This window comes from Streptomyces sp. NPDC001920 (assembly GCF_053594495.1).
In genome coordinates, this window is the sequence record NZ_JBSFEP010000023.1 from 35,527 (window position 1) to 54,056 (window position 18,530).

Consider the following 18,530-nt stretch of genomic DNA (forward strand, 5'->3'; position numbering starts at 1 on the left):
AGGAGCAGTGCCGTGGCGGTACGAGCGGTCCGGGGGGCCGTCCAGCTGGAGCGGGACGAGGCCGGCCACATGGACGAGCAGGTGGGTGCCCTGCTCACCGCCGTCCTGGAGCGGAACGGTCTGAGCGCCGACGACCTGATCAGCATCTGGTTCACGGCCACACCCGACCTGCACAGCGACTTCCCGGCGGCGGCCGCCCGCAAGCTCGGGATCGTGGACGTCCCGCTGATCTGCGCCCAGGAGCTGGACATCGAGGGCGCCATGCCCCGGGTCGTACGTCTCCTCGCGCACATCGAGTCCGACCGGCCCCGCGCCGACATCGCGCACGTCTACCTCGGTGCCGCGGCCGCCCTGCGCAAGGACATCGCCCAGTGAGAACCGCACTCGTCATCGGCGCCGGCCTCATCGGCACGTCCGCCGCCCTCGCCCTGTCCCAGCGCGGTGTCGTCGTCCATCTCGCCGACCGCGACCCCGAGCAGGCCCGTACGGCGGCCGCGCTCGGCGCCGGCACCGACGAGGCGCCCGAGGGCCCGGTGGACCTCGCGATCGTCGCCGCCCCGCCCGCCCACGTCGCCGGGGTGCTCGCCGACGCCATGCGGCGTGGCGTGGCGCGCGGCTACCTCGACGTGGCCAGCGTCAAGGGCGGACCGCGCCGTGAGCTGGAGGCGCTCGGGCTCGACCTGTCGGCGTACATCGGCACCCATCCCATGTCGGGCCGCGAGAAGTCCGGCCCGCTGGCCGCGACCGGCGACCTCTTCGAAGGCCGGCCCTGGGTGCTGACACCGACCCGCGACACCGACACCGAGGTGCTGAACCTCGCCCTGGAACTGGTCTCCCACTGCCGTGCCGTGCCGGTGGTGATGGACGCCGACGCCCACGACCGGGCCGTCGCCCTCGTCTCCCACATGCCCCACCTGATCTCCAGCATGGTCGCCGCGCGGCTGGAGAACGCCGAGGAGGCGGCCGTACGGCTGTGCGGCCAGGGCATCCGGGACGTGACCCGGATCGCGGCCTCCGATCCGCGGATGTGGATCGACATCCTCTCCGCCAACCCCGGGCCCGTCGCCGACCTGCTCACCGACGTCGCCGCCGACCTGGAGGAGACGGTGCGGGCGCTACGGGCCCTGCAGTCGTCCGACGAGGCCAAGCGGCTGGCGGGGACGACCGGCGTCGAGGACGTGCTGCGGCGGGGGAACGCGGGGCAGGTCCGCGTCCCCGGCAAGCACGGGGCGGCCCCCCGGGCGTACGAGGTCGTGGCGGTGCTGATCGACGACCAGCCGGGGCAGCTGGCCCGGATCTTCGCGGACGCCGGACGGGCCGGGGTCAACATCGAGGACGTGCGGATCGAGCACGCGACGGGGCAGCAGGCCGGTCTGGTTCAGTTGATGGTGGAACCCAAGGCGGCGCCGGTGCTCACCGCCGCGCTGCGGGAGCGGGGCTGGGCGATCCGGCAGTAGGCCCCGCCCGCCGCCCGCCGGTGGAAGGCCGGCGGGCCCACGCGCGGCCGGACGAGTGACGCGTACCCAGTAACCTTGTGCGGGGCACGTTCGCGCCCCGCACATCCCGACACACCGCACCAGGAAGGTGTCCCCCCGTGGAAAACGGTGCCGCCAAGCCCGTGATTGTCGCCATCGACGGCCCCTCCGGCACGGGCAAGTCGAGCACGTCGAAGGCCGTCGCCGCGCAGCTCGGGCTGAGCTACCTCGACACCGGCGCCCAGTACCGGGCGATCACCTGGTGGATGGTGAGCAACGGCATCGACCTCGAGGACCCGTCCGCGATCGCCGCCGTGACCGGCAAGCCCGAGATCGTCTCCGGCACCGACCCGGACAACCCGACGATCACCGTCGACGGCACCGACGTCTCCGGCCCGATCCGCACCCACGAGGTCACCTCCAAGGTCAGCGCGGTCAGTGCCGTGCCGGAGGTGCGCACCCGGATCACCGAGCTGCAGCGCTCCCTGGCGTCGTCGGCGGAGAAGGGCATCGTCGTCGAGGGCCGTGACATCGGCACCACCGTGCTGCCCGACGCCGACCTGAAGATCTTCCTCACCGCCTCCCCGGAGGCCCGCGCCGCCCGCCGCAGCGGTGAGCTGAAGGGCGCCGACGTGCACACGACCCGCGAGGCGCTGCTCAAGCGCGACGCGGCCGACTCCAGCCGCAAGACCTCGCCGCTCGCCAAGGCGGACGACGCGGTCGAGGTGGACACCACCGACCTCACGCTGCAGCAGGTCATCGAGTGCGTCGTCACGCTCGTCGAGGAGAAGCGGGCCGCGAAGTGAGCGAGCTGCCTTCGGCGCGGGGCGCCGAGGTCGGACGGCGCATCGGCGTCGGCCTGATGTACGGGCTGTGGAAGCCGAGGGTGCTGGGTGCCTGGAAGGTGCCCGCCACCGGCCCGGTGATATTCGCCGTCAACCACTCCCACAACATCGACGGACCGATGGTCATGGGCGTGGCCCCCCGGCCGACGCACTTCCTGATCAAGAAGGAGGCGTTCGTCGGCCCGCTGGACCCCTTCCTGACCGGCATCGGCCAGGTGAAGGTCGACCGCGACACCACCGACCGCACGGCGATCACACGGGCGCTCGACGTGCTCGCCGCCGGCGGTGTCCTCGGCATCTTCCCGGAGGGCACCCGCGGCGAGGGCGACTTCGCCTCGCTGCGCGCGGGCCTCGCGTACTTCGCGGTACGCAGCGGCGCTCCGGTCGTGCCGGTCGCCGTGCTGGGAAGTTCCGAGCGGCACAGCCGGTTGACCAAGGCGCTGCCGCCGCTGCGCAGCCGTGTCGACGTCGTCTTCGGGGACCCCTTCGAGGCGGGCGACGGCAGCGGACGGCGTACCCGCAAGGCGCTGGACGAGGCGACCGAGCGCATCCAGAAGCAGCTCACCGCGCACCTGGAAAACGCCAGGCGACTGACCGGTCGCTAGGCGACACTGAGTAGTGGATCAGGCCGGTGCACAGGCTCCGGACGGTCCACCGATCACCACGATGAACGAGGTACGGACTTCATGAACGACCACATCCACTCCGACGGCTCGGGCGAGCAGCACGACCACGGAGAGCTTGGCGACGCCGAGTACGCGGAGTTCATGGAGCTCGCCGCGGAAGAGGGCTTCGACCTGGAGGACGTCGAGGGCGCCATCGAGGAGGCCGGGCACGGGCCGCTGCCGGTCCTGGCCGTCGTCGGACGCCCGAACGTCGGCAAGTCGACCCTGGTCAACCGGATCATCGGGCGGCGCGAGGCCGTGGTCGAGGACAAGCCCGGCGTCACCCGTGACCGCGTGACCTACGAGGCCGAGTGGGCGGGCCGCCGCTTCAAGGTCGTCGACACCGGCGGCTGGGAGCAGGACGTCTTCGGCATCGACGCCTCCGTGGCCGCGCAGGCCGAGTTCGCCATCGAGGCCGCCGACGCCGTGGTCTTCGTCGTCGACGCCAAGGTGGGCGCCACCGACACCGACGAGGCCGTCGTACGACTGCTGCGCAAGGCCGGCAAGCCCGTGGTGCTGTGTGCCAACAAGGTCGACGGTCCCAGCGGTGAGGCGGACGCCGCCTACCTCTGGTCCCTCGGCCTCGGTGAGCCCCACCCGGTCTCCGCGCTCCACGGCCGGGGCACCGGCGACATGCTGGACGCGGTCCTGGAGGCGTTGCCGGAGGCGCCCGCGCAGACCTTCGGCGGCGCCGGGGTCGGCGGCCCCCGCCGTATCGCGCTCATCGGCCGCCCGAACGTCGGCAAGTCCTCCCTGCTCAACAAGGTGGCCGGCGAGGAGCGCGTCGTCGTCGACGAGCTGGCCGGCACCACCCGTGACCCGGTCGACGAGCTGATCGAACTGGGCGGGGTGACCTGGAAGTTCGTCGACACGGCGGGCATCCGCAAGCGCGTCCACCTCCAGCAGGGCGCCGACTACTACGCCTCGCTGCGCACCGCGGCCGCCGTCGAGAAGGCCGAGGTGGCCGTCGTCCTGATCGACGCGGCCGAGAGCATCTCGGTGCAGGACCAGCGCATCGTCACCATGGCGGTGGAGGCGGGCCGCGCGATGGTGATCGCCTACAACAAGTGGGACACCCTCGACGAGGAGCGCCGCTACTACCTGGAGCGGGAGATCGAGACCGAGTTCGGCCAGGTGGCCTGGGCGCCGCGCGTCAATGTCTCGGCCCGCACCGGCCGGCACATGGAGAAGCTGGTCCCGGCGATCGAGACGGCCCTCGCGGGCTGGGAGACCCGGGTTCCGACCGGCCGTCTGAACGCCTTCCTCGGCGAGCTGGTCGCCGCCCACCCGCACCCGATCCGCGGCGGCAAGCAGCCCCGCATCCTCTTCGGCACCCAGGCCGGCACCAAGCCCCCGCGGTTCGTGCTCTTCGCCTCGGGCTTCATCGAGGCGGGCTACCGCCGCTTCATCGAGCGCCGGCTGCGTGAGGAGTTCGGCTTCGAGGGAACGCCGATCCACATCTCGGTGCGAGTGCGGGAGAAGCGCGGCAAGAAGAAGTAGGCACGGACAGCGAAAGGGCGGCCCGGCGCGGGCCGCCCTTTCGTGTGCTCAGCCTCTGCGTGCCGGTGGCAGTGCGGGGGGCACGTGATGCATCCCGCTGCCCTGCGGACCGATGTGTCCGACCCGTTGCCACTGAGGCTGCTGACCACCGCCGTGGCGGGCGCTGTGGGCGCCTGCGCTGTAGGCGGTGTACGAGCTGCTGAACGACCCCGGGCGGTGTCCGCCGTACGGGCCCGTACCGCGCGGGATGTTCCCGAACGCGGTGAACCCCAGATCCTCCTCGCCGCTGCGGTCACCCGGCAGTGAGCGGAAGGACTTGACGTACTCGGCGTAGAGCGCGTCGTAGATGGGCGTGGCCGATGGGCCGCCCTGAAGGCGGGGAACGTCGTATGCATGCACGTATGTCCAAACGACCCGGCACGGGAAGAGATGCGGCCGCTGTGAGGGATCGCCTGCTCAGCGGGGATGCGCTCGGCGTCCCCCGGGCGCTCAGGTCCCCGCGAGCGGCAGTGCCGCCGCGACCAGCTTCCCGTTGGCAGCCGCCTTGTCCAGAGCGTCCCGCAGCAGGTCCTCCCGGGGCTGGCGCCCGATCGACCCCACCGGCGCCGCGAACATCAGCACCTGCTGGTGCTTGTTCGCCGCGGTCCGCCATCCTTCGGTCACCTGGAGCGGCTGGTGCGCCTGCCACCACGCGACCTGCTGTACCCCGGACGGCCCCGGCTGCAGGACAGCGTGCAGCTGTCCCATGGCCAGCAGCACCGACCAGCCGTGCAGCACCGGCGGCACATCGGCCAGTTCCGACACCGGCATGAACCCCTGCTCGATGAGCAGCGGCAGGAAGTCGTCGCCGGCGCCGAACCCTCCGGGCCGCACGATGGGCCCGGTCGGCTCGACGACCAGCGCGGGGTGCAACTCCCCGGCGATCAGCACCAGTCCGCTGGTCACGCCGAGCACGGCCTGCTCCGGGACGATCGACTGCGGCTCCTGTTCGACCCTGTCACCGGTGATGGACTTCACCGCGCCCCGAAGCTGCTCCTCGGTGACCTGGACGACCTGCGAAGGCAGACAGGTGGCGTGGGCGAAGGCGAGGACGGCGGTCTCGTCCCCGATGAACAGGACGGTGCTGGTGCGCTCCTGTTCGGAGTCGCCCGGGGTGCGGCAGGAGGTGCAGTCGTAACTGCCGGGTGCGTTCTCTCCGGCGAGCAGCCGGTCGGCTTCCTCGTCGCCGATCTCGGCACGTACCTCGTCGCTGACGTCGAGCATGCGCGGCACGGGTGGCTCCCTCGGGATGTGGTGCGTGGCGGGGCCGGGTGGCTCCCGGCCCGTGAACCGGGCGGGTCCCGGGCTCATGAAGGAGACAACGGAGGATCTGTGGCGGGAGTCACGCACCACGCCGAACGGAATCGAACCATCCGACGCGCACGGTCACCGCGGGCACGGAACCGCCCACTCACCGTCAACTCGACGGAAAGGCAAGGCAGTTGGTTGCGTGAAGTGAGTCACAGATCGCCATGGCGGTGGGTCGACAAATCCTGAAATCAGCGAATGAAGTGGGTGGCTGAAAAAAGCCGATACCGAAGGTAACGGCGAACTGGCCTGGAACGACGAGGAGTTGGTTGATGCCGGTCCGCCGACCTCCCTACATTCCTCCGCCGTGTGCATCGAGCACCGCTCGGGTACGTCCGCCGCACGCACCGACCGGCAAGCACCGCACGGCCCCAGGCGGACGGGGCGAGCGCGACCCACGCGCCCCATGGCGCGGCGGGTGGCGTTCCGCCTCGGGGAACCCCGGGTCCTGCGAGAGGGAACTACATGTCCGAATGTGCCGATACCACTCACGACAACGTTCGTAGGGCGCCCAAGGCCCCGAACGGCAGCCGGACCCGTACCACCGCGGTCCTCGCCGGGGCGGTGCTCCTGGCCCCGCTCGGGCTGCTGGCCGCGACCGGCAACGCCGCGGCGGCGGACAGCGGAGTGTGGGACCGCATCGCACAGTGCGAGAGCGGCGGCAACTGGCACATCAACACCGGCAACGGCTACTACGGCGGGCTTCAGTTCGCCGCCTCGACCTGGCGCGCGTACGGCGGCACGGCCTACGCGCCGACGGCGGACCGGGCCACCAGGGCCCAGCAGATCGCGGTGGCCACCAAGGTCCAGCGCGCCCAGGGGTGGGGCGCGTGGCCGACCTGTTCGGCACGGGCCGGAGCAAGCGGTGGCGCACCCGCGGCACCCGCCACCGGCTCGGCGTCGCCCTCCACCGCCGACGCGGCCCCCGCGGCCCCCTCGGCGCCGTCACGGACGTCGGAGCGTTCGTCGGGCCACACCAACCGCAGTTCGTCCCGCGGTGACTACACCGTCCGCGTGGGCGACACGCTCAGCGGCATCGCCGACCGGCACGGGACCACCTGGCGGCAGCTCTACGCCGCCAACGCGTCGGTCATCGGCGGCGATCCCCACCTGATCGTTCCCGGGCAGCGGCTCGAGCTCTGAGCACCGCCACCCGCCCCACCCGGTCCGCCGACCGGGTGGGGCCCCGGCGTTCGTCGGACGTGCCTCGGCGGTCGGCCGCAACAAGCTGCCTAGCGTGCTCATATGAAATGCACACCGCTCACGATGACCCTCGTCGCCGCCCTGCTCACCGCTGTCGCGCCGGGCACGGCGCACGCGGCGCAGGCACCGCAGGCAGCGCACGCAACACGCTTGAGCCATATGGCGCCACCACGACCGGCCCCAGGACCGCCGCCCAAACCCGCCGGCCACGGCTGTGCCAAGGACCAGTGGCCCTGGGGCTGTGTCGCCAAGTGCGAGAGCGGCGGCAACTGGCGCATCAACACCGGCAACGGCCACTACGGCGGGCTCCAGTTCTCGCAGCAGACCTGGGTGGGGTACGGCGGGGCCAAGTACGCACCCCGCGCGGATCTCGCCAGCCGCAAGGAACAGATCGCCATCGCCCGCAAGGTGGTGGCCTCGCAGGGGTGGGGGGCCTGGCCGGTTTGCTCCGCACGGTACGGGCTCAAGGGCCGTATGGACCTGAGCAGGCCCAGCGTCACGGACCGGCTGAACTCCAGCACCTCACGGCTCTTCAGGAAGGGCTCCACCCGGTTCGGCGCGCTGCACGGCGCTCCCATTCGCCGCTCTCTCCGCTGAACACGACCGCGCCACGGCTCAGTTCGTGGACGAGTGCCGCCCGTGCGCGCAGTACGGGCGGCAGTCGTTGCTCCGCGATGACCACGCACGCGTCCAGGTCGCCCAGCAGTTCGTAGGTGCGGGCGGCGACCGCGGGTGACATGCCCTGCGCGGGTTCGTCGACGAGGACCACGCGCGCACCCGCCAACAGGGCACGGGAGAGGGCGAGCATGCGCTGCTCGCCGCCGGAGAGCGTGCCGGCCCGGCGTGCGAGGAGGGGTTCGAGCCGGGGATAGGCGTGCAGCGCGGTGTCGTACGAGGCAGCGGCGAGTTCGAGGTTCTCGCGCACGGTGAGGGAACCGAACACGGCCCGTCGCTCGGGGACCAGGCACAGCCCCCGGCGGGCCCTTTCGTGCGCCGGTACCCGCGTGACGTCGACGCCGTCCCACACCACCGCGCCGCCGGACAGGGCCACCGTCCCGGCCAGGGCGCGCAGGGCGGTCGTACGGCCGGATCCGTTGCGCCCCAGCAGGACGGTGAGACCGGGGCCGGCGGCGGCGAGGGTGACGCCGTGAAGGGCCTCCAGGGGCCCGTAGCGCACACGGGCGTGGCGCAGGGAGATCGTGGTCATGCGGGGGTCTCCTCGGGGCCCGTGGCGTGCAGGACCCGGCCGGGCGGGCCGGAGGCGACGATGCGGCCGGCCGCCATGACGTGCACGGTGTCGGCGAGGCCGGCCACCAGATCGAGGTCGTGCTCGACGACCAGGAGAGCCGTGCCGTCGGCGGCGAGGGCCTTCAGGACCCGGGTGAGCGCGATGACCTCCGCGGTGTCGAGACCGGCTGCGGGCTCGTCGAGCAGCAGCACACGCGGACCACCGACCAGGGCACGGGCCAACTCGACGCGGCGCAGGGTGCCGGTGGGCAGGCCGGCGGCGGGGCGGGCGCGCAGAGGGCCGTCCAGGCCCAGCAGCCGGAGCGTTCGCTCGACGGCTGACGGGTCGTGGACGCCGGCCTGGTCGGCGCCCACGCGGACGTTCTCCGCCACGGTCAGTGACGGGAAGACGGCCAGCTGCTGGAAGGTGCGGGCGATGCCGAGGCGCGAGCGGGTGTGGGCGGGCAGGCGGGTGATGTCCCGCGGGCCGAGGAGGACCTGGCCGTGACTGGGCCGGTGCGTGCCGGCCAGGCAGTGGAACAGGGTGCTCTTCCCGGCGCCGTTGGGACCGACGACCGCGGTGATGTGGGCCGCCGGGACGGTGAGCGTCACGTCGGACAGGGCGGTGAAGCCGTCGTAGCGCGCCTGCAGCCGGCGTGCGGAGAGGACCGGAGGGCGGGGCCGGCCACGCACCGCTGCCGCGTCGCCCCTTCCACTTTGACCACGCGAACCACGTGAACCATCCGAACCGCCGGGACCACCTGAACCACCCGTGCCGCCTTCACCGGCCCGCCCGCGGCGCACCCGACCGCCTTCCCGCGGCGGCGGTGTCCTCACGGGCCCGCCCCGCTCGCCCCGCCGGGCCGCCGCGAACCCGGACGCGGTCACCCCCGCCAGGACCGGTCGGGGCGCCGTCTCCCGCCCCAGCGACCGCAGACGGCGCCGCACCCGCGCCCCCGCCATCGTGAGCGTCACTCCCCGCCGCGAGCGCCGCCTCCCCGTCGCCGCCCGCCACACCTCGTACGGCCCGCCGGGGAACCGGCCCACCAGCACCGCCAGCACCCCGATCAGGGCCGCCGCCACACCGCCCCGCGCGCCCGCGTCCAGGCCGACCAGGAGAGCGGCCGCGGTCAGCGCGCCCAGGGTGCTGTCGGCGCCCAGCACCACCACCGCGGCGAACCAGAGGAGGCCGCGGACGGGGTCGTAGGCGGCCGGGTCGAAGGCGCGCAGGCCCATGCCGAGCATGCCGCCGCCCAGGGCCGCCAGGGCGGCGCCCGAGACGAAGGCCAGGAGCTTGAGGGAGGGCACCCGGACACCCGCCGCCGACGCCCCCGCCTCGTGGTCGCGCATCGCCGCCAGCGCCCGGCCCGTGCGGCCCCGGCGCAGCAGCCAGGTCGTCAGCAGAGCGGCTGCCAGGAGCGCCAGCTCCAGGACGTAGTACGCGCGGTCGCCCTCGAAGCCCGCCGGACGGCCGAGGGACAGGCCCGCGACCGCGTACGGCTGGGCGAAGACGAAGCGGCTCACGCCGACGCCCACCGCGAAGGTCGCCAGCGCCAGCGCGAGGCCGCGGCGGCTGATCGCCGGCCAGCCCGTCAGCAGCCCCAGCGGGGCCACGAGGACCACCGCCGTCGCCAGCGCCGCGAGCTCCGGCAGCCGGGGCAGGCCCGGGAAGCGGCCCGCCGCCAGCAGGGCCGTGAACAGGGCGCCCAGACCCGCGTACGCCGCCTGCCCCAGGGAGATCTGGCCGCCCCGGCCCGTGACGACCACCAGGGACAGCAGCACCACACCCAGCGCCGGCACCTGCACCGACGTATGCAGATCGGAGCCCGCGAAGCCGAGCGGGAGCAGGAACAGCACCGCCGCCACGATCCAGGCGCCCGGCGGGGTCGGCACGTGTGCGGTGGCCGCGCGCGGCAGGGCGTCGCGGGTACCGACGCCCGGGAGGGCCAGGGCGGCGACCAGCAGGGCCACGACGAAGAGGTTCGTACCGACGGCCTGGAGGAGGGGGGCGCCCCAGCCGGACGGGTGCAGGCGCGTCAGCTGACTCTGCGCCACCCCGATGGCCAGCGCCGCCGCCACCGCGACCGGCAGGCTCCGCATCCGCGCGGCCACGGCGACCGCCACCACCTCCATGACCAGCAGCGGCATGCCGTACGGGTCCAGCCGCACGTACGGCGCCAGCAGGACGCCCGTCAGGCCCGCCGTGAACGAGCCGAACGCCCAGCCCGCCGCCGCCACCCGGTCCGCGTCGATGCCCCCGAGCACGGCCAGCCGGCGGTCGTCCACCACCGCCCTCAGCTCCCGCCCGAAGCGCGTCCAGCGGATCACCGCCCCGACCCCGGCCGCCAGCAGCACGGCCACCGCCAACTGCCCCCAGGGCTCGGCGGACAGCAGCTCCGGCGCGTCGTCGCGCGCCCCCTGGCCCCACAGCAGGGCCGCGCCGCCCACCAGCAGCACGAACACGCCGATGGAGGCGACGAGGGTCTGCGCGGGATCGCCGCCCAGGACCGACAGAGGCCGGAAGACGAACCGTTCCAGCACCATCCCGATCCCGGGCGCGAGCAGCAGCAGCGTCACCGTCGCGCCCGCCCACAGCGGCCATCCCCACTCCACCACGCACTGCCGCAACGCGTACGCGCACACCATCGCGATCGCCCCGTGCGCGAAGTTCAGCACCCCGGTCGCGCGGTACGTCACGATCAAGCCGATCCCGGTGAGCGCGGCGGCGCTGCCGACCGACAGACCGGCCAGAGTGAGGTCGTACGTCAGAGTGGACATCAGTCGTCCGCTTCGGCCGGCTCACAGATGGGGCAGGGGCCCAGTTCGCCGCTCCTCACCTGCTTCGCGTCCACCGGCGTGGCCTCGACCTTGCCGGCCACCAGCGGGCAGTCCGCGCGATGCCAGAGGGTTCCGCCGGGCACCATCAGCAGGTCCGGGCTGACCGCGAGCGGCGCCGAGGCCGCCTGCCCGGACTCCGTGGCCTCGGCGGGCTCGGCGTCCACCAGGAGGCCGTACAGCTCCTCCACGCGCGCGGCCGCGAGCCCGCCCCGGCCGTGGGTCAGCAGCACCGACCCGGCGATGATCAGCGCGGCCCCGGGGACCGTGCAGGAGGCGAGATACGGCAGCTGCCGCTCGGCGAACCGCTCGCCGGAGACGCCGTACCAGCCGATGACGCACAGCACGGCGCCGGCCGCGAGCGCGGCCCAGCCGGCCCAGAGGACGGGGTGCACGGATCGCAGTCGGGCTGTCCGCATCGCTGGCTCCCACATGCCGGTTTTCACTGCACGCACATCTGTTTTCGGTGCATGTGCCTGGCCGTATTCCATGTCTGCCGATGGACTTGCACTATGCCCCTTGCAAGCTGACCCTGAAAGCACCGGGCGCACACCGCCCGGACCGACACCCGGTGGTGAGCCAGATGGTTCTCGGGAGCGACCTCAGGCGGAGCAAGGCACCCACGGTCCATGGCCCACGGGCGGCGGGACGGGGCACCGCGCTGGCGGCGGCCCTGCTCCTCTTCCTCGCCCCGGCCCTCGCGGCCTGCACCGACGACGAGGGAGGCGGCGGCGACGCCACGCCGCCCACACCGACCGTCGAGCGGACCGAGTCACCGGCCGCCTCCGCGCCCCCCGACGCCGGGGCGGCCGAGACGGAGATCAGGCAGAACTGGCAGAAGTTCTTCGACCCCGGCACTTCCTTGGAGGACAAGCAGACCGTCCTGGAGAACGGCGACCGGATGGGGCCCGTCCTGCGGGCGTTCAGCGGCGACGAGCGCGGCGGGCAGGTCCAGGCGAAGGTCTCCAAGGTGGAGTTCGCCTCGCCGACCGAGGCGAACGTGACCTACGACCTGACCCTGAAGGGCGCCACCGCCCTGCCCGGTGCCACCGGAACCGCCGTCGAACAGGACGGCACCTGGAAGGTGTCCGTCAAGACCCTGTGCGCGCTGGTGCAGATGAGCGGCAATGGGTCGCCGATCCCGGGGTGTTGAGGCGGCGATCGCCGTGCTGGTGCTGGCTCTGAGTACGGCGTGCGGCAGCAGGCTGCCGGAGAGCGACTTCGAGCACCGCGACCGGGGCACCTCCTCGGTGCCCGCCGGTGACCGCGCCCCGCTCCGCGTCGGCATCATCGCCAGCGCCACGAGCCCCGTGGGCGGCAACGCGTTCACCGGCCCCCGCGACGGCGCCAAAGCCTTCTTCGAGCGCCTCAACGCGCGCGGGGGCATCGACGGCCGCCGCGTCGAGGTGCGCGAGTGCGACGACGGCGGCAGCGGTGTGGGCAACAACGAGTGCGTGCACCGGCTGATCGACGAGGACGAGGTCGTCGCCCTCGTCGCCACCACCGCCCTGGACTACGCGGGCGCCTCCCGCGTCTCACGCGCGCGCGTGCCCGACATCGGCGGCCAGCCCATCGGGCCCGCCTACGACACCTACCCGCACCTGTACGGCATCTACGGCAGCCTCGCGCCCCGCGACGGCACGACCGGCTGGGACGGCGAGCAGTACGGCGGCACCGAGGTCTACCGGTACTTCGAACGCGAGCACGGCGCCCGCACGGCCGCCGTCGTCTCGTACAACCAGCCCGCGTCCGCCGCCTACGCCCGCCTCGTCGAGCGTGGCCTGAAGGCCGAGGGCTACAAGGTCGTCGCCGAGCAGGTCGACTTCGCGCTGCCCAACTTCCGCGCGGTGGCGGCCGACCTGAAGGAGCAGGGCGCGGACCTCGTCTTCGACGCCATCGACGGCCACGGCAACGCCCGGCTGTGCGAGGCGATGGACGACGTCGGCGCCGACGTCACCGCCAAGGTCACCAACGTGCAGAACTGGACGTCCACCGTCGCCGAGGACTACGAGGACGCCCCGCGCTGCCGCAACGCCCTGTGGGCGACCGGCTCCTCCCGCAACCACGAGGACACGGAGCATCACGCCGTTCGGGAGTTCCGGGACGCCACCGAGGGCCTGGAGACCCATTCCCAGTGGCAGCTGGAGGGGTGGGCGGCGGCGATGTGGTTCACGGACGCGGCGAAGTCGTGCCTCGACGAGGGCATCACGCGCGCCTGCGTCGACGACCACATGAACCGCAGCCAGGGGTACACCGCCGACGGCCTGCTCGTCCCCGTGCGCTTCGACCGCCTGGCCGAGCCGCCGCGGAGCCGCCGCAGTTGTCTGTCGGTGGCCCGCTGGGAGGACGGCCGGGGCTGGATCTCCCAGGGAGACATGAACGACACGTGCTTCGAGGTGCCGCAGTTGCCCTACCGGCCCTGACGGGCAACCACGGGGCCGTGCCGTCGGTCCAACCGACGAAGCACACAGAGCCGAGGGAGGAACCGCAGCGCATGACGTCCCCGTCGCACGCCGCACCGCTGCACGCCGACTGCATCGCGGACTCGGCCGGTGGACTGACCTTCGACGTCACCGCGACCGGGGCGACCGACACGGCCCGCCTCGTCCTGCGCCACCGCGAAGGCCCCGAGGAGGTCACCCTGCCCCTCGCCCCGGCGACCACGGGTCGCCTGCGCGCGGCCCTGCCCAGCAGCGTCGCCCTGCCCGAGGGCCACTGGGACGCGTACGCCAGCGTCGGGGACGAACACGCCGACCGCCTGGTGCCCGGCGCCATCGACGTCCACCCCTCGGCCTCCCGCGTCCCCTACGAGACCCGCCAGGGGAACCTCAGCGTCGAATGCCGGGTACCGGCCACCCCGTTAGGGCCGCGGGGAGGTGCGCGATCAACCATGATGGACCCGCACTCGCCCGTGAACCCCGCATTTCCGAGGTGTTAGGCACCCCATGCTCGACACGTCCGCCAGGCTTCTGCGGCTGCTCTCCCTCCTCCAGGCCCACCGCGAATGGTCCGGCGCCCAACTGGCCGAACGCCTCGGCGTGACCCCGCGCACGGTCCGCCGGGACGTCGACCGGCTGCGTGAGCTCGGCTACCCCGTCAACGCCAGCCCCGGCACCGGCGGCGGCTACCAGCTGGGAGCCGGCGCCGAACTGCCGCCCCTGCTGCTGGACGACGACGAGGCCGTCGCCGTCGCCGTCGGCCTGCGCACCGCGGCCGGTCACGGCGTCGAGGGCATCGGCGAGACCTCCGTACGGGCCCTCGCCAAGCTGGAGCAGGTCCTGCCGAACCGGCTGCGCCGCCGGGTCGGCGCCCTCAACGCCTTCACCGTGCCGATGCTGCGCGGCCCCCAGCCCTCCTCCGTGGACCCGGCCGTACTCACCGAACTCGCCCACCTGTGCCGGGACTCCGAGCGGCTGCGCTTCGAGTACCGCGACCACGAGGGCGCCGCCAGCCGCCGCAGCGTCGAACCGCACCGCCTCGTGTGCAGCGAGCGCCGCTGGTACCTGGTCGCCTGGGACCTCGACCGTGACGACTGGCGGACGTTCCGCGTCGACCGCATCACCCCCAGGCCCCCGCACGGCCCGCGTTTCACCCCGCGCACCCCGCCCGCCGAGGACCTCGCCGCATACGTCTCCCGAGGCGTCTCCACGCGCGCGTACGCCGCGCACGCCGTGGTCCGGCTGCTGGTGCCCCTGCACGAGGCCGCCGAGCGGATCTCGCCCTCGGCCGGGGTGCTGGAGGCCGACGGCGACGACGCCTGCATCCTGCGCACCGGGGCCGGCAGCCTGGAGGTGATGGTGATCCATGTGACGCTGATGGGCTTCGAGTTCGAGGTGCTGGAGCCACCGGAGCTGATCGAGGAGATCAGGAGGGCTCACGACCTGCTTGCTCGCTCTTTGGCTCGGGCTGCGACGTCAGTGCCGCGTACCGCGGATGGTGCAGGTCGAACGCCGGAGACTCGGAGCGTACCTTCGGGAGCGTCGTGAAGTTGTGCCGCGGGGGCGGGCAGGAGGTCGCCCACTCCAGGGACCGGCCGAAGCCCCAGGGGTCGTCGACCTCGACCTTCTTGCCGTACTTGGCCGTCTTCCAGACGTTGTAGAGGAACGGCAGCGTCGACAGGCCGAGCAGGAACGCGCCGATCGTCGAGACCGTGTTCAGCGCCGTGAAGCCGTCGGCGGCGAGATAGTCGGCGTAGCGGCGGGGCATGCCCTCCGCGCCCAGCCAGTGCTGCACCAGGAACGTGGTGTGGAAGCCGATGAACAGCGTCCAGAACTGGATCTTGCCGAGCCGCTCGTCGAGCATCTTGCCGGTGAACTTCGGCCACCAGAAGAAGAAGCCGGCGAAGATCGCGAACACGACCGTGCCGAAGACGACGTAGTGGAAGTGCGCGACCACGAAGTACGTGTCCGTGACGTGGAAGTCCAGGGGCGGCGACGCCAGGATCACCCCGGTCAGGCCGCCGAAAAGGAAGGTCACCAGGAAGCCCGTCGACCACAGCATGGGGGTCTCGAAGGACAGCGAGCCCTTGATCATGGTGCCGGTCCAGTTGAAGAACTTCACTCCCGTCGGGACCGCGATCAGGAAGCTCATGAAGGAGAAGAACGGCAGCAGCACCGCGCCCGTGGCGAACATGTGGTGCGCCCACACCACCACCGACAGACCGGTGATCGCCATCGTCGCCGCGACCAGCGTGAGATAGCCGAACAGCGGCTTGCGGGAGAAGACCGGGATGATCTCGGTGATGATGCCGAAGAACGGCAGCGCGATGATGTACACCTCGGGATGCCCGAAGAACCAGAACAGGTGCTGCCACAGGATCGCCCCGCCGTTCGCCGCGTCGAAGACCTGCGAGCCGAACCGCCGGTCCGCCTCCAGCACCAGCAGCGCCGCCGCGAGCACCGGGAACGCCATCAGGATCAGGATCGACGTGAAGAGCGTGTTCCAGGTGAACAGCGGCATCCGGAACATCGTCATCCCGGGGGCGCGCATCCCGATGATCGTGGTGATGAAGTTGACCGCGCCGAGGATCGTGCCGAAGCCGGCCAGCGCCAGCCCCATGATCCACAGATCGGGTCCGACACCCGGTGAGCGCTCCAGGCTGTTCAGCGGCGCGTAGGCGAACCAGCCGAAGGACGCCGGGCCGTTCGGCACGATCAGTGAGCCCATCACGATCAGGCCGCCGAACAGGAACAACCAGTACGAGAACATGTTCAGCCGTGGGAAGGCGACGTCCGGGGCGCCGATCTGCAGCGGCATCAGCTCGTTGGCGAAACCCGCGAAGCTGGGGGTCGCGAACAGCAGCAGCATGATCGTGCCGTGCATGGTGAACATCTGGTTGAACTGCTCGTTGCTCAGCAGCTGCAGCCCCGGCCGGGCGAGCTCGGCACGCATCAGCAGGGCCATCACACCGCCGGTCAGGAAGAACACGAACGACGTGATCAGGTAGAGATGGCCGATCTTCTTGTGGTCGGTGGTGGTCAGCCAGTCGACGACCACGCGGCCGCCGGGCAGTCTGCTCCCCCTGGGCCGTGCCGTCGCCTGTACGGTCTGCGTCCCCATCGCTCGCTCGCCCCTTCGCTCGTCGCGCCCCGGGCCCGCACCACCCGCGCCGCACGCGTCGACGCGAGCTCAGGCCATGATGCTCGCGGCGGCGACGCTCCGACAGGGGGCGTGCGCAGGCCATGTGCCGGAACCATGTTTTTCCTGTGCGGCACCGGCTTCCGCGGCCCGCGCGAAATGGGAGGGAAAAGGGGTCCGGGGATCGTTCTCAGGGAACTTTTCCGCCGGGCTGGAGGCGGGGCCGTCGCGACACGCGGAAATTACGATCGAATGCCCGCGGAAGGCCTATGGAACCGCTCGTCCGTGTGACGGAGTGGAGTCGAAACGCGTGTCGTGATCCTGTGACAAAAGCGTGACCGGAGGGGGATGTGTGACCCGGATGGCCGCTACAAGGTTCCCCGCCCGGCTCTGGCCCGATCCTTCCCGCAGGCCCTAGCGTGGCGGCATGGCACCCATTCCGAATCCCCCTGCCGAACCCCAGGACAGCCCGGACTCCTACGTCGGACTCGATGCCGACCGGGCCGAGCGACGTGCCCGAGAGCGAGGGTGGTCCACGGTGCGCTCGCTGCCGCCGGGGGCGATCATCACCATGGAATACCGGAGCGGTCGCCTGAACTTCGAGGTCGAGGACGGCCACGTGGCGAAGGCCTGGAAGGGCTGACACAGCGGGACGGCCCCGGCTCCTGCGAAGCAGCCGGGGCCGTCGTGGTGCGGGCGTGATGTGCGTACCGGCCCGCGAGCCGAAGTCGCTCAGCCCCCCGGGATGAAGCGGGCCTTCGGGGCCGTGCCGCGGGCGATGCGGTCCGGATGCGGGGGGCGGCGGCCGCCGACCGGGGTGCGCTCGGTGCGGGCCGTGTGCGGGCCGGGAGCCAGATGGACGGGAGGCCGGGGCGAGCGGGCCGTATCGCATGCCGCCACCTCGTCGTCGGTGGCCGCGGGACGCGTCGTGAGCAGCACCGGAGCCTGGACCGGTGTGGCGGTGGGCGCGGCGACCGAGCCGGCCCGGCGCTCGCGCCAGCGGTCGCGCAGGTCGAAGATCCAGGCCTCGGAGCGGGCGATCAGCGGCTCGAACCACGGCAGGGCGAGCAGGATCAGCAGTCCGGCGGCCCAGCCGAGCAGTACGTCGCTCAGCCAGTGCGTACCGAGATACACGGTGGACAGGCCGACGCCCAGCGAGGTCACCGCCGACAGGGCCGACAGCCAGCGGCGCGCTCTCGGGGTCGAGGCCAGGTAGGCCAGGATTCCCCAGGTCACCACGGCGTTGGCGGTGTGGCCGCTGGGGAATATATCGCCGCCCAGCCACATCTCGTTGGAGCCGACGGTCGTCGCGTAGTGCGGTCCGAGGCGGCCCATGCCGATCTTGGCGGCGCCGACCGTGACGTTCAGCAGCAGCAGCGAGACGCCGAGCGCGAGCAGCGGACGCAGTGTGTGCTGCCGCCAGGAACGCCAGCCCAGCCAGGCCGCGACCATCACGGCGGTCGGGCCGCGCTGGCCGAGCACCACGTAGTAGTCGACGAAGGCGTGGATCTCTGCCCACTGCTGGTACGGCCGGAAGAACATGACCTGCCAGTCGAGCCGGACCAGCCACGAGGTGATGACGACGGCCCACACGATCGCCACGTAGAAGGCCAGGGTCGCGCCGAAGAGCACGATCCGGTGTCGGCTCATCTCCGGCACGGTGATGTGGGCCGGTCGTTCCGGCTCACGATCGAGTCTGGCGAACACCCGGTCCAGACGGGTGGGCTTCCGTTCGGTACGCACCCAATCGACGTTACAGCGAGTGAGCTCAGATCCTCGTCGATTCACCGGGTTTGTGATGACGATGTGATGTGGGATTCCTCTCAGTGGAAGGTTTATTTCCACCGAATCCGTAA

At 72.2% G+C, this 18,530-nt stretch carries 18 protein-coding genes and 1 pseudogene; 12 read left to right on the top strand and 7 right to left on the bottom strand.

Features of this window, described 5'->3' with window-relative positions; all coding sequences use genetic code 11:
• The first annotated feature begins 12 nt into the window (after window positions 1–12).
• The 5 genes from aroH to der all read left to right on the top strand — a co-directional run bounded on the left by aroH (window position 13) and on the right by der (window position 4,485).
• Entirely contained in the window at window positions 13–375 is a 363-nt protein-coding gene (gene aroH / locus ACWCPI_RS32055; RefSeq protein WP_451041451.1) for a chorismate mutase, read from the top strand.
• The gene (locus ACWCPI_RS32060) at window positions 372–1,457 is read left to right on the top strand and encodes a prephenate dehydrogenase (protein ID WP_451041452.1); all 1,086 of its coding nucleotides are present in this window, start codon (window positions 372–374) and stop codon (window positions 1,455–1,457) included. Before aroH ends, ACWCPI_RS32060 begins: the two co-directional genes overlap by 4 nt.
• Before the next feature lie 137 nt (window positions 1,458–1,594).
• Window positions 1,595–2,281, top strand: a complete 687-nt coding sequence (cmk, locus tag ACWCPI_RS32065) for a (d)CMP kinase (RefSeq protein ID WP_451041453.1) — start codon at window positions 1,595–1,597, stop codon at window positions 2,279–2,281.
• A gap of 56 nt (window positions 2,282–2,337) precedes the next feature.
• On the top strand, window positions 2,338–2,925 hold the full coding sequence (locus ACWCPI_RS32070) for a lysophospholipid acyltransferase family protein (RefSeq protein ID WP_451041555.1): 588 nt from the start codon (window positions 2,338–2,340) through the stop codon (window positions 2,923–2,925).
• Between the two features lie 81 nt (window positions 2,926–3,006).
• Entirely contained in the window at window positions 3,007–4,485 is a 1,479-nt protein-coding gene (gene der, locus ACWCPI_RS32075; protein WP_451041454.1) for a ribosome biogenesis GTPase Der, read from the top strand.
• Window positions 4,486–4,533: 48 nt separating this feature from the next.
• Here der and ACWCPI_RS32080 read toward each other — a convergent pair whose 3' ends face one another.
• Both ACWCPI_RS32080 and ACWCPI_RS32085 read right to left on the bottom strand, forming a co-directional pair.
• A complete protein-coding gene (locus tag ACWCPI_RS32080; protein WP_388812782.1) occupies window positions 4,534–4,884 on the bottom strand; it encodes a hypothetical protein in 351 nt (116 codons plus the stop codon).
• A gap of 90 nt (window positions 4,885–4,974) precedes the next feature.
• Complete coding sequence (locus ACWCPI_RS32085; protein ID WP_451041455.1) at window positions 4,975–5,757, bottom strand: hypothetical protein; 783 nt, start codon at window positions 5,755–5,757, stop codon at window positions 4,975–4,977.
• Window positions 5,758–6,297: 540 nt separating this feature from the next.
• On the opposite strand from ACWCPI_RS32085, the gene ACWCPI_RS32090 reads away from it, so the two are divergent.
• Window positions 6,298–6,975 carry a LysM peptidoglycan-binding domain-containing protein gene (locus ACWCPI_RS32090; RefSeq protein WP_451041456.1) on the top strand — a complete coding sequence of 226 codons (678 nt, stop codon included), beginning with the start codon at window positions 6,298–6,300 and terminating at the stop codon, window positions 6,973–6,975.
• Between the two features lie 102 nt (window positions 6,976–7,077).
• Window positions 7,078–7,632 (top strand): transglycosylase family protein, encoded by a 555-nt coding sequence (locus tag ACWCPI_RS32095; RefSeq protein WP_451041457.1) that lies wholly within the window; start codon window positions 7,078–7,080, stop codon window positions 7,630–7,632.
• Here the strand turns inward: ACWCPI_RS32095 and ACWCPI_RS32100 are convergent.
• Genes ACWCPI_RS32100 through ACWCPI_RS32110 form a run of 3 tightly spaced genes read right to left on the bottom strand, consistent with a single transcriptional unit; the run spans window position 7,568 to window position 11,516 of the window.
• Window positions 7,568–8,242: an ABC transporter ATP-binding protein gene (locus ACWCPI_RS32100; RefSeq protein ID WP_451041458.1), complete on the bottom strand. Its 675-nt coding sequence runs from the start codon at window positions 8,240–8,242 to the stop codon at window positions 7,568–7,570. The genes ACWCPI_RS32095 and ACWCPI_RS32100 overlap by 65 nt on opposite strands.
• Window positions 8,239–11,040, bottom strand: a complete 2,802-nt coding sequence (locus ACWCPI_RS32105) for an ABC transporter permease subunit (protein ID WP_451041459.1) — start codon at window positions 11,038–11,040, stop codon at window positions 8,239–8,241. Before ACWCPI_RS32105 ends, ACWCPI_RS32100 begins: the two co-directional genes overlap by 4 nt.
• Window positions 11,040–11,516, bottom strand: a complete 477-nt coding sequence (locus ACWCPI_RS32110; RefSeq protein WP_451041460.1) for a hypothetical protein — start codon at window positions 11,514–11,516, stop codon at window positions 11,040–11,042. Before ACWCPI_RS32110 ends, ACWCPI_RS32105 begins: the two co-directional genes overlap by 1 nt.
• 164 nt (window positions 11,517–11,680) lie before the next feature.
• Here ACWCPI_RS32110 and ACWCPI_RS32115 point away from each other — a divergent pair, with 164 nt between their 5' ends.
• The 4 genes from ACWCPI_RS32115 to ACWCPI_RS32130 all read left to right on the top strand — a co-directional run bounded on the left by ACWCPI_RS32115 (window position 11,681) and on the right by ACWCPI_RS32130 (window position 15,083).
• Window positions 11,681–12,250 carry a hypothetical protein gene (locus ACWCPI_RS32115; RefSeq protein ID WP_451041461.1) on the top strand — a complete coding sequence of 190 codons (570 nt, stop codon included), beginning with the start codon at window positions 11,681–11,683 and terminating at the stop codon, window positions 12,248–12,250.
• Entirely contained in the window at window positions 12,225–13,520 is a 1,296-nt protein-coding gene (locus tag ACWCPI_RS32120; protein ID WP_451041462.1) for an ABC transporter substrate-binding protein, read from the top strand. Before ACWCPI_RS32115 ends, ACWCPI_RS32120 begins: the two co-directional genes overlap by 26 nt.
• A gap of 71 nt (window positions 13,521–13,591) precedes the next feature.
• Window positions 13,592–14,035, top strand: a complete 444-nt coding sequence (locus ACWCPI_RS32125; protein WP_451041463.1) for a hypothetical protein — start codon at window positions 13,592–13,594, stop codon at window positions 14,033–14,035.
• Between the two features lie 7 nt (window positions 14,036–14,042).
• Window positions 14,043–15,083 carry a helix-turn-helix transcriptional regulator gene (locus tag ACWCPI_RS32130; RefSeq protein ID WP_451041464.1) on the top strand — a complete coding sequence of 347 codons (1,041 nt, stop codon included), beginning with the start codon at window positions 14,043–14,045 and terminating at the stop codon, window positions 15,081–15,083.
• Here the strand turns inward: ACWCPI_RS32130 and ctaD are convergent.
• Window positions 15,082–16,656, bottom strand: a pseudogene (gene ctaD, locus ACWCPI_RS32135) (aa3-type cytochrome oxidase subunit I); the annotation flags it as partial. The gene ACWCPI_RS32130 and the pseudogene ctaD overlap by 2 nt on opposite strands.
• Window positions 16,657–17,101: 445 nt before the next feature.
• Here ctaD and ACWCPI_RS32140 point away from each other — a divergent pair.
• Window positions 17,102–17,317, top strand: a complete 216-nt coding sequence (locus tag ACWCPI_RS32140; protein ID WP_451041465.1) for an I78 family peptidase inhibitor — start codon at window positions 17,102–17,104, stop codon at window positions 17,315–17,317.
• A gap of 89 nt (window positions 17,318–17,406) precedes the next feature.
• Here the strand turns inward: ACWCPI_RS32140 and ACWCPI_RS32145 are convergent, their stop codons facing one another.
• Window positions 17,407–18,417 carry a phosphatase PAP2 family protein gene (locus ACWCPI_RS32145; protein ID WP_451041466.1) on the bottom strand — a complete coding sequence of 337 codons (1,011 nt, stop codon included), beginning with the start codon at window positions 18,415–18,417 and terminating at the stop codon, window positions 17,407–17,409.
• Window positions 18,418–18,530: the final 113 nt, after the last annotated feature.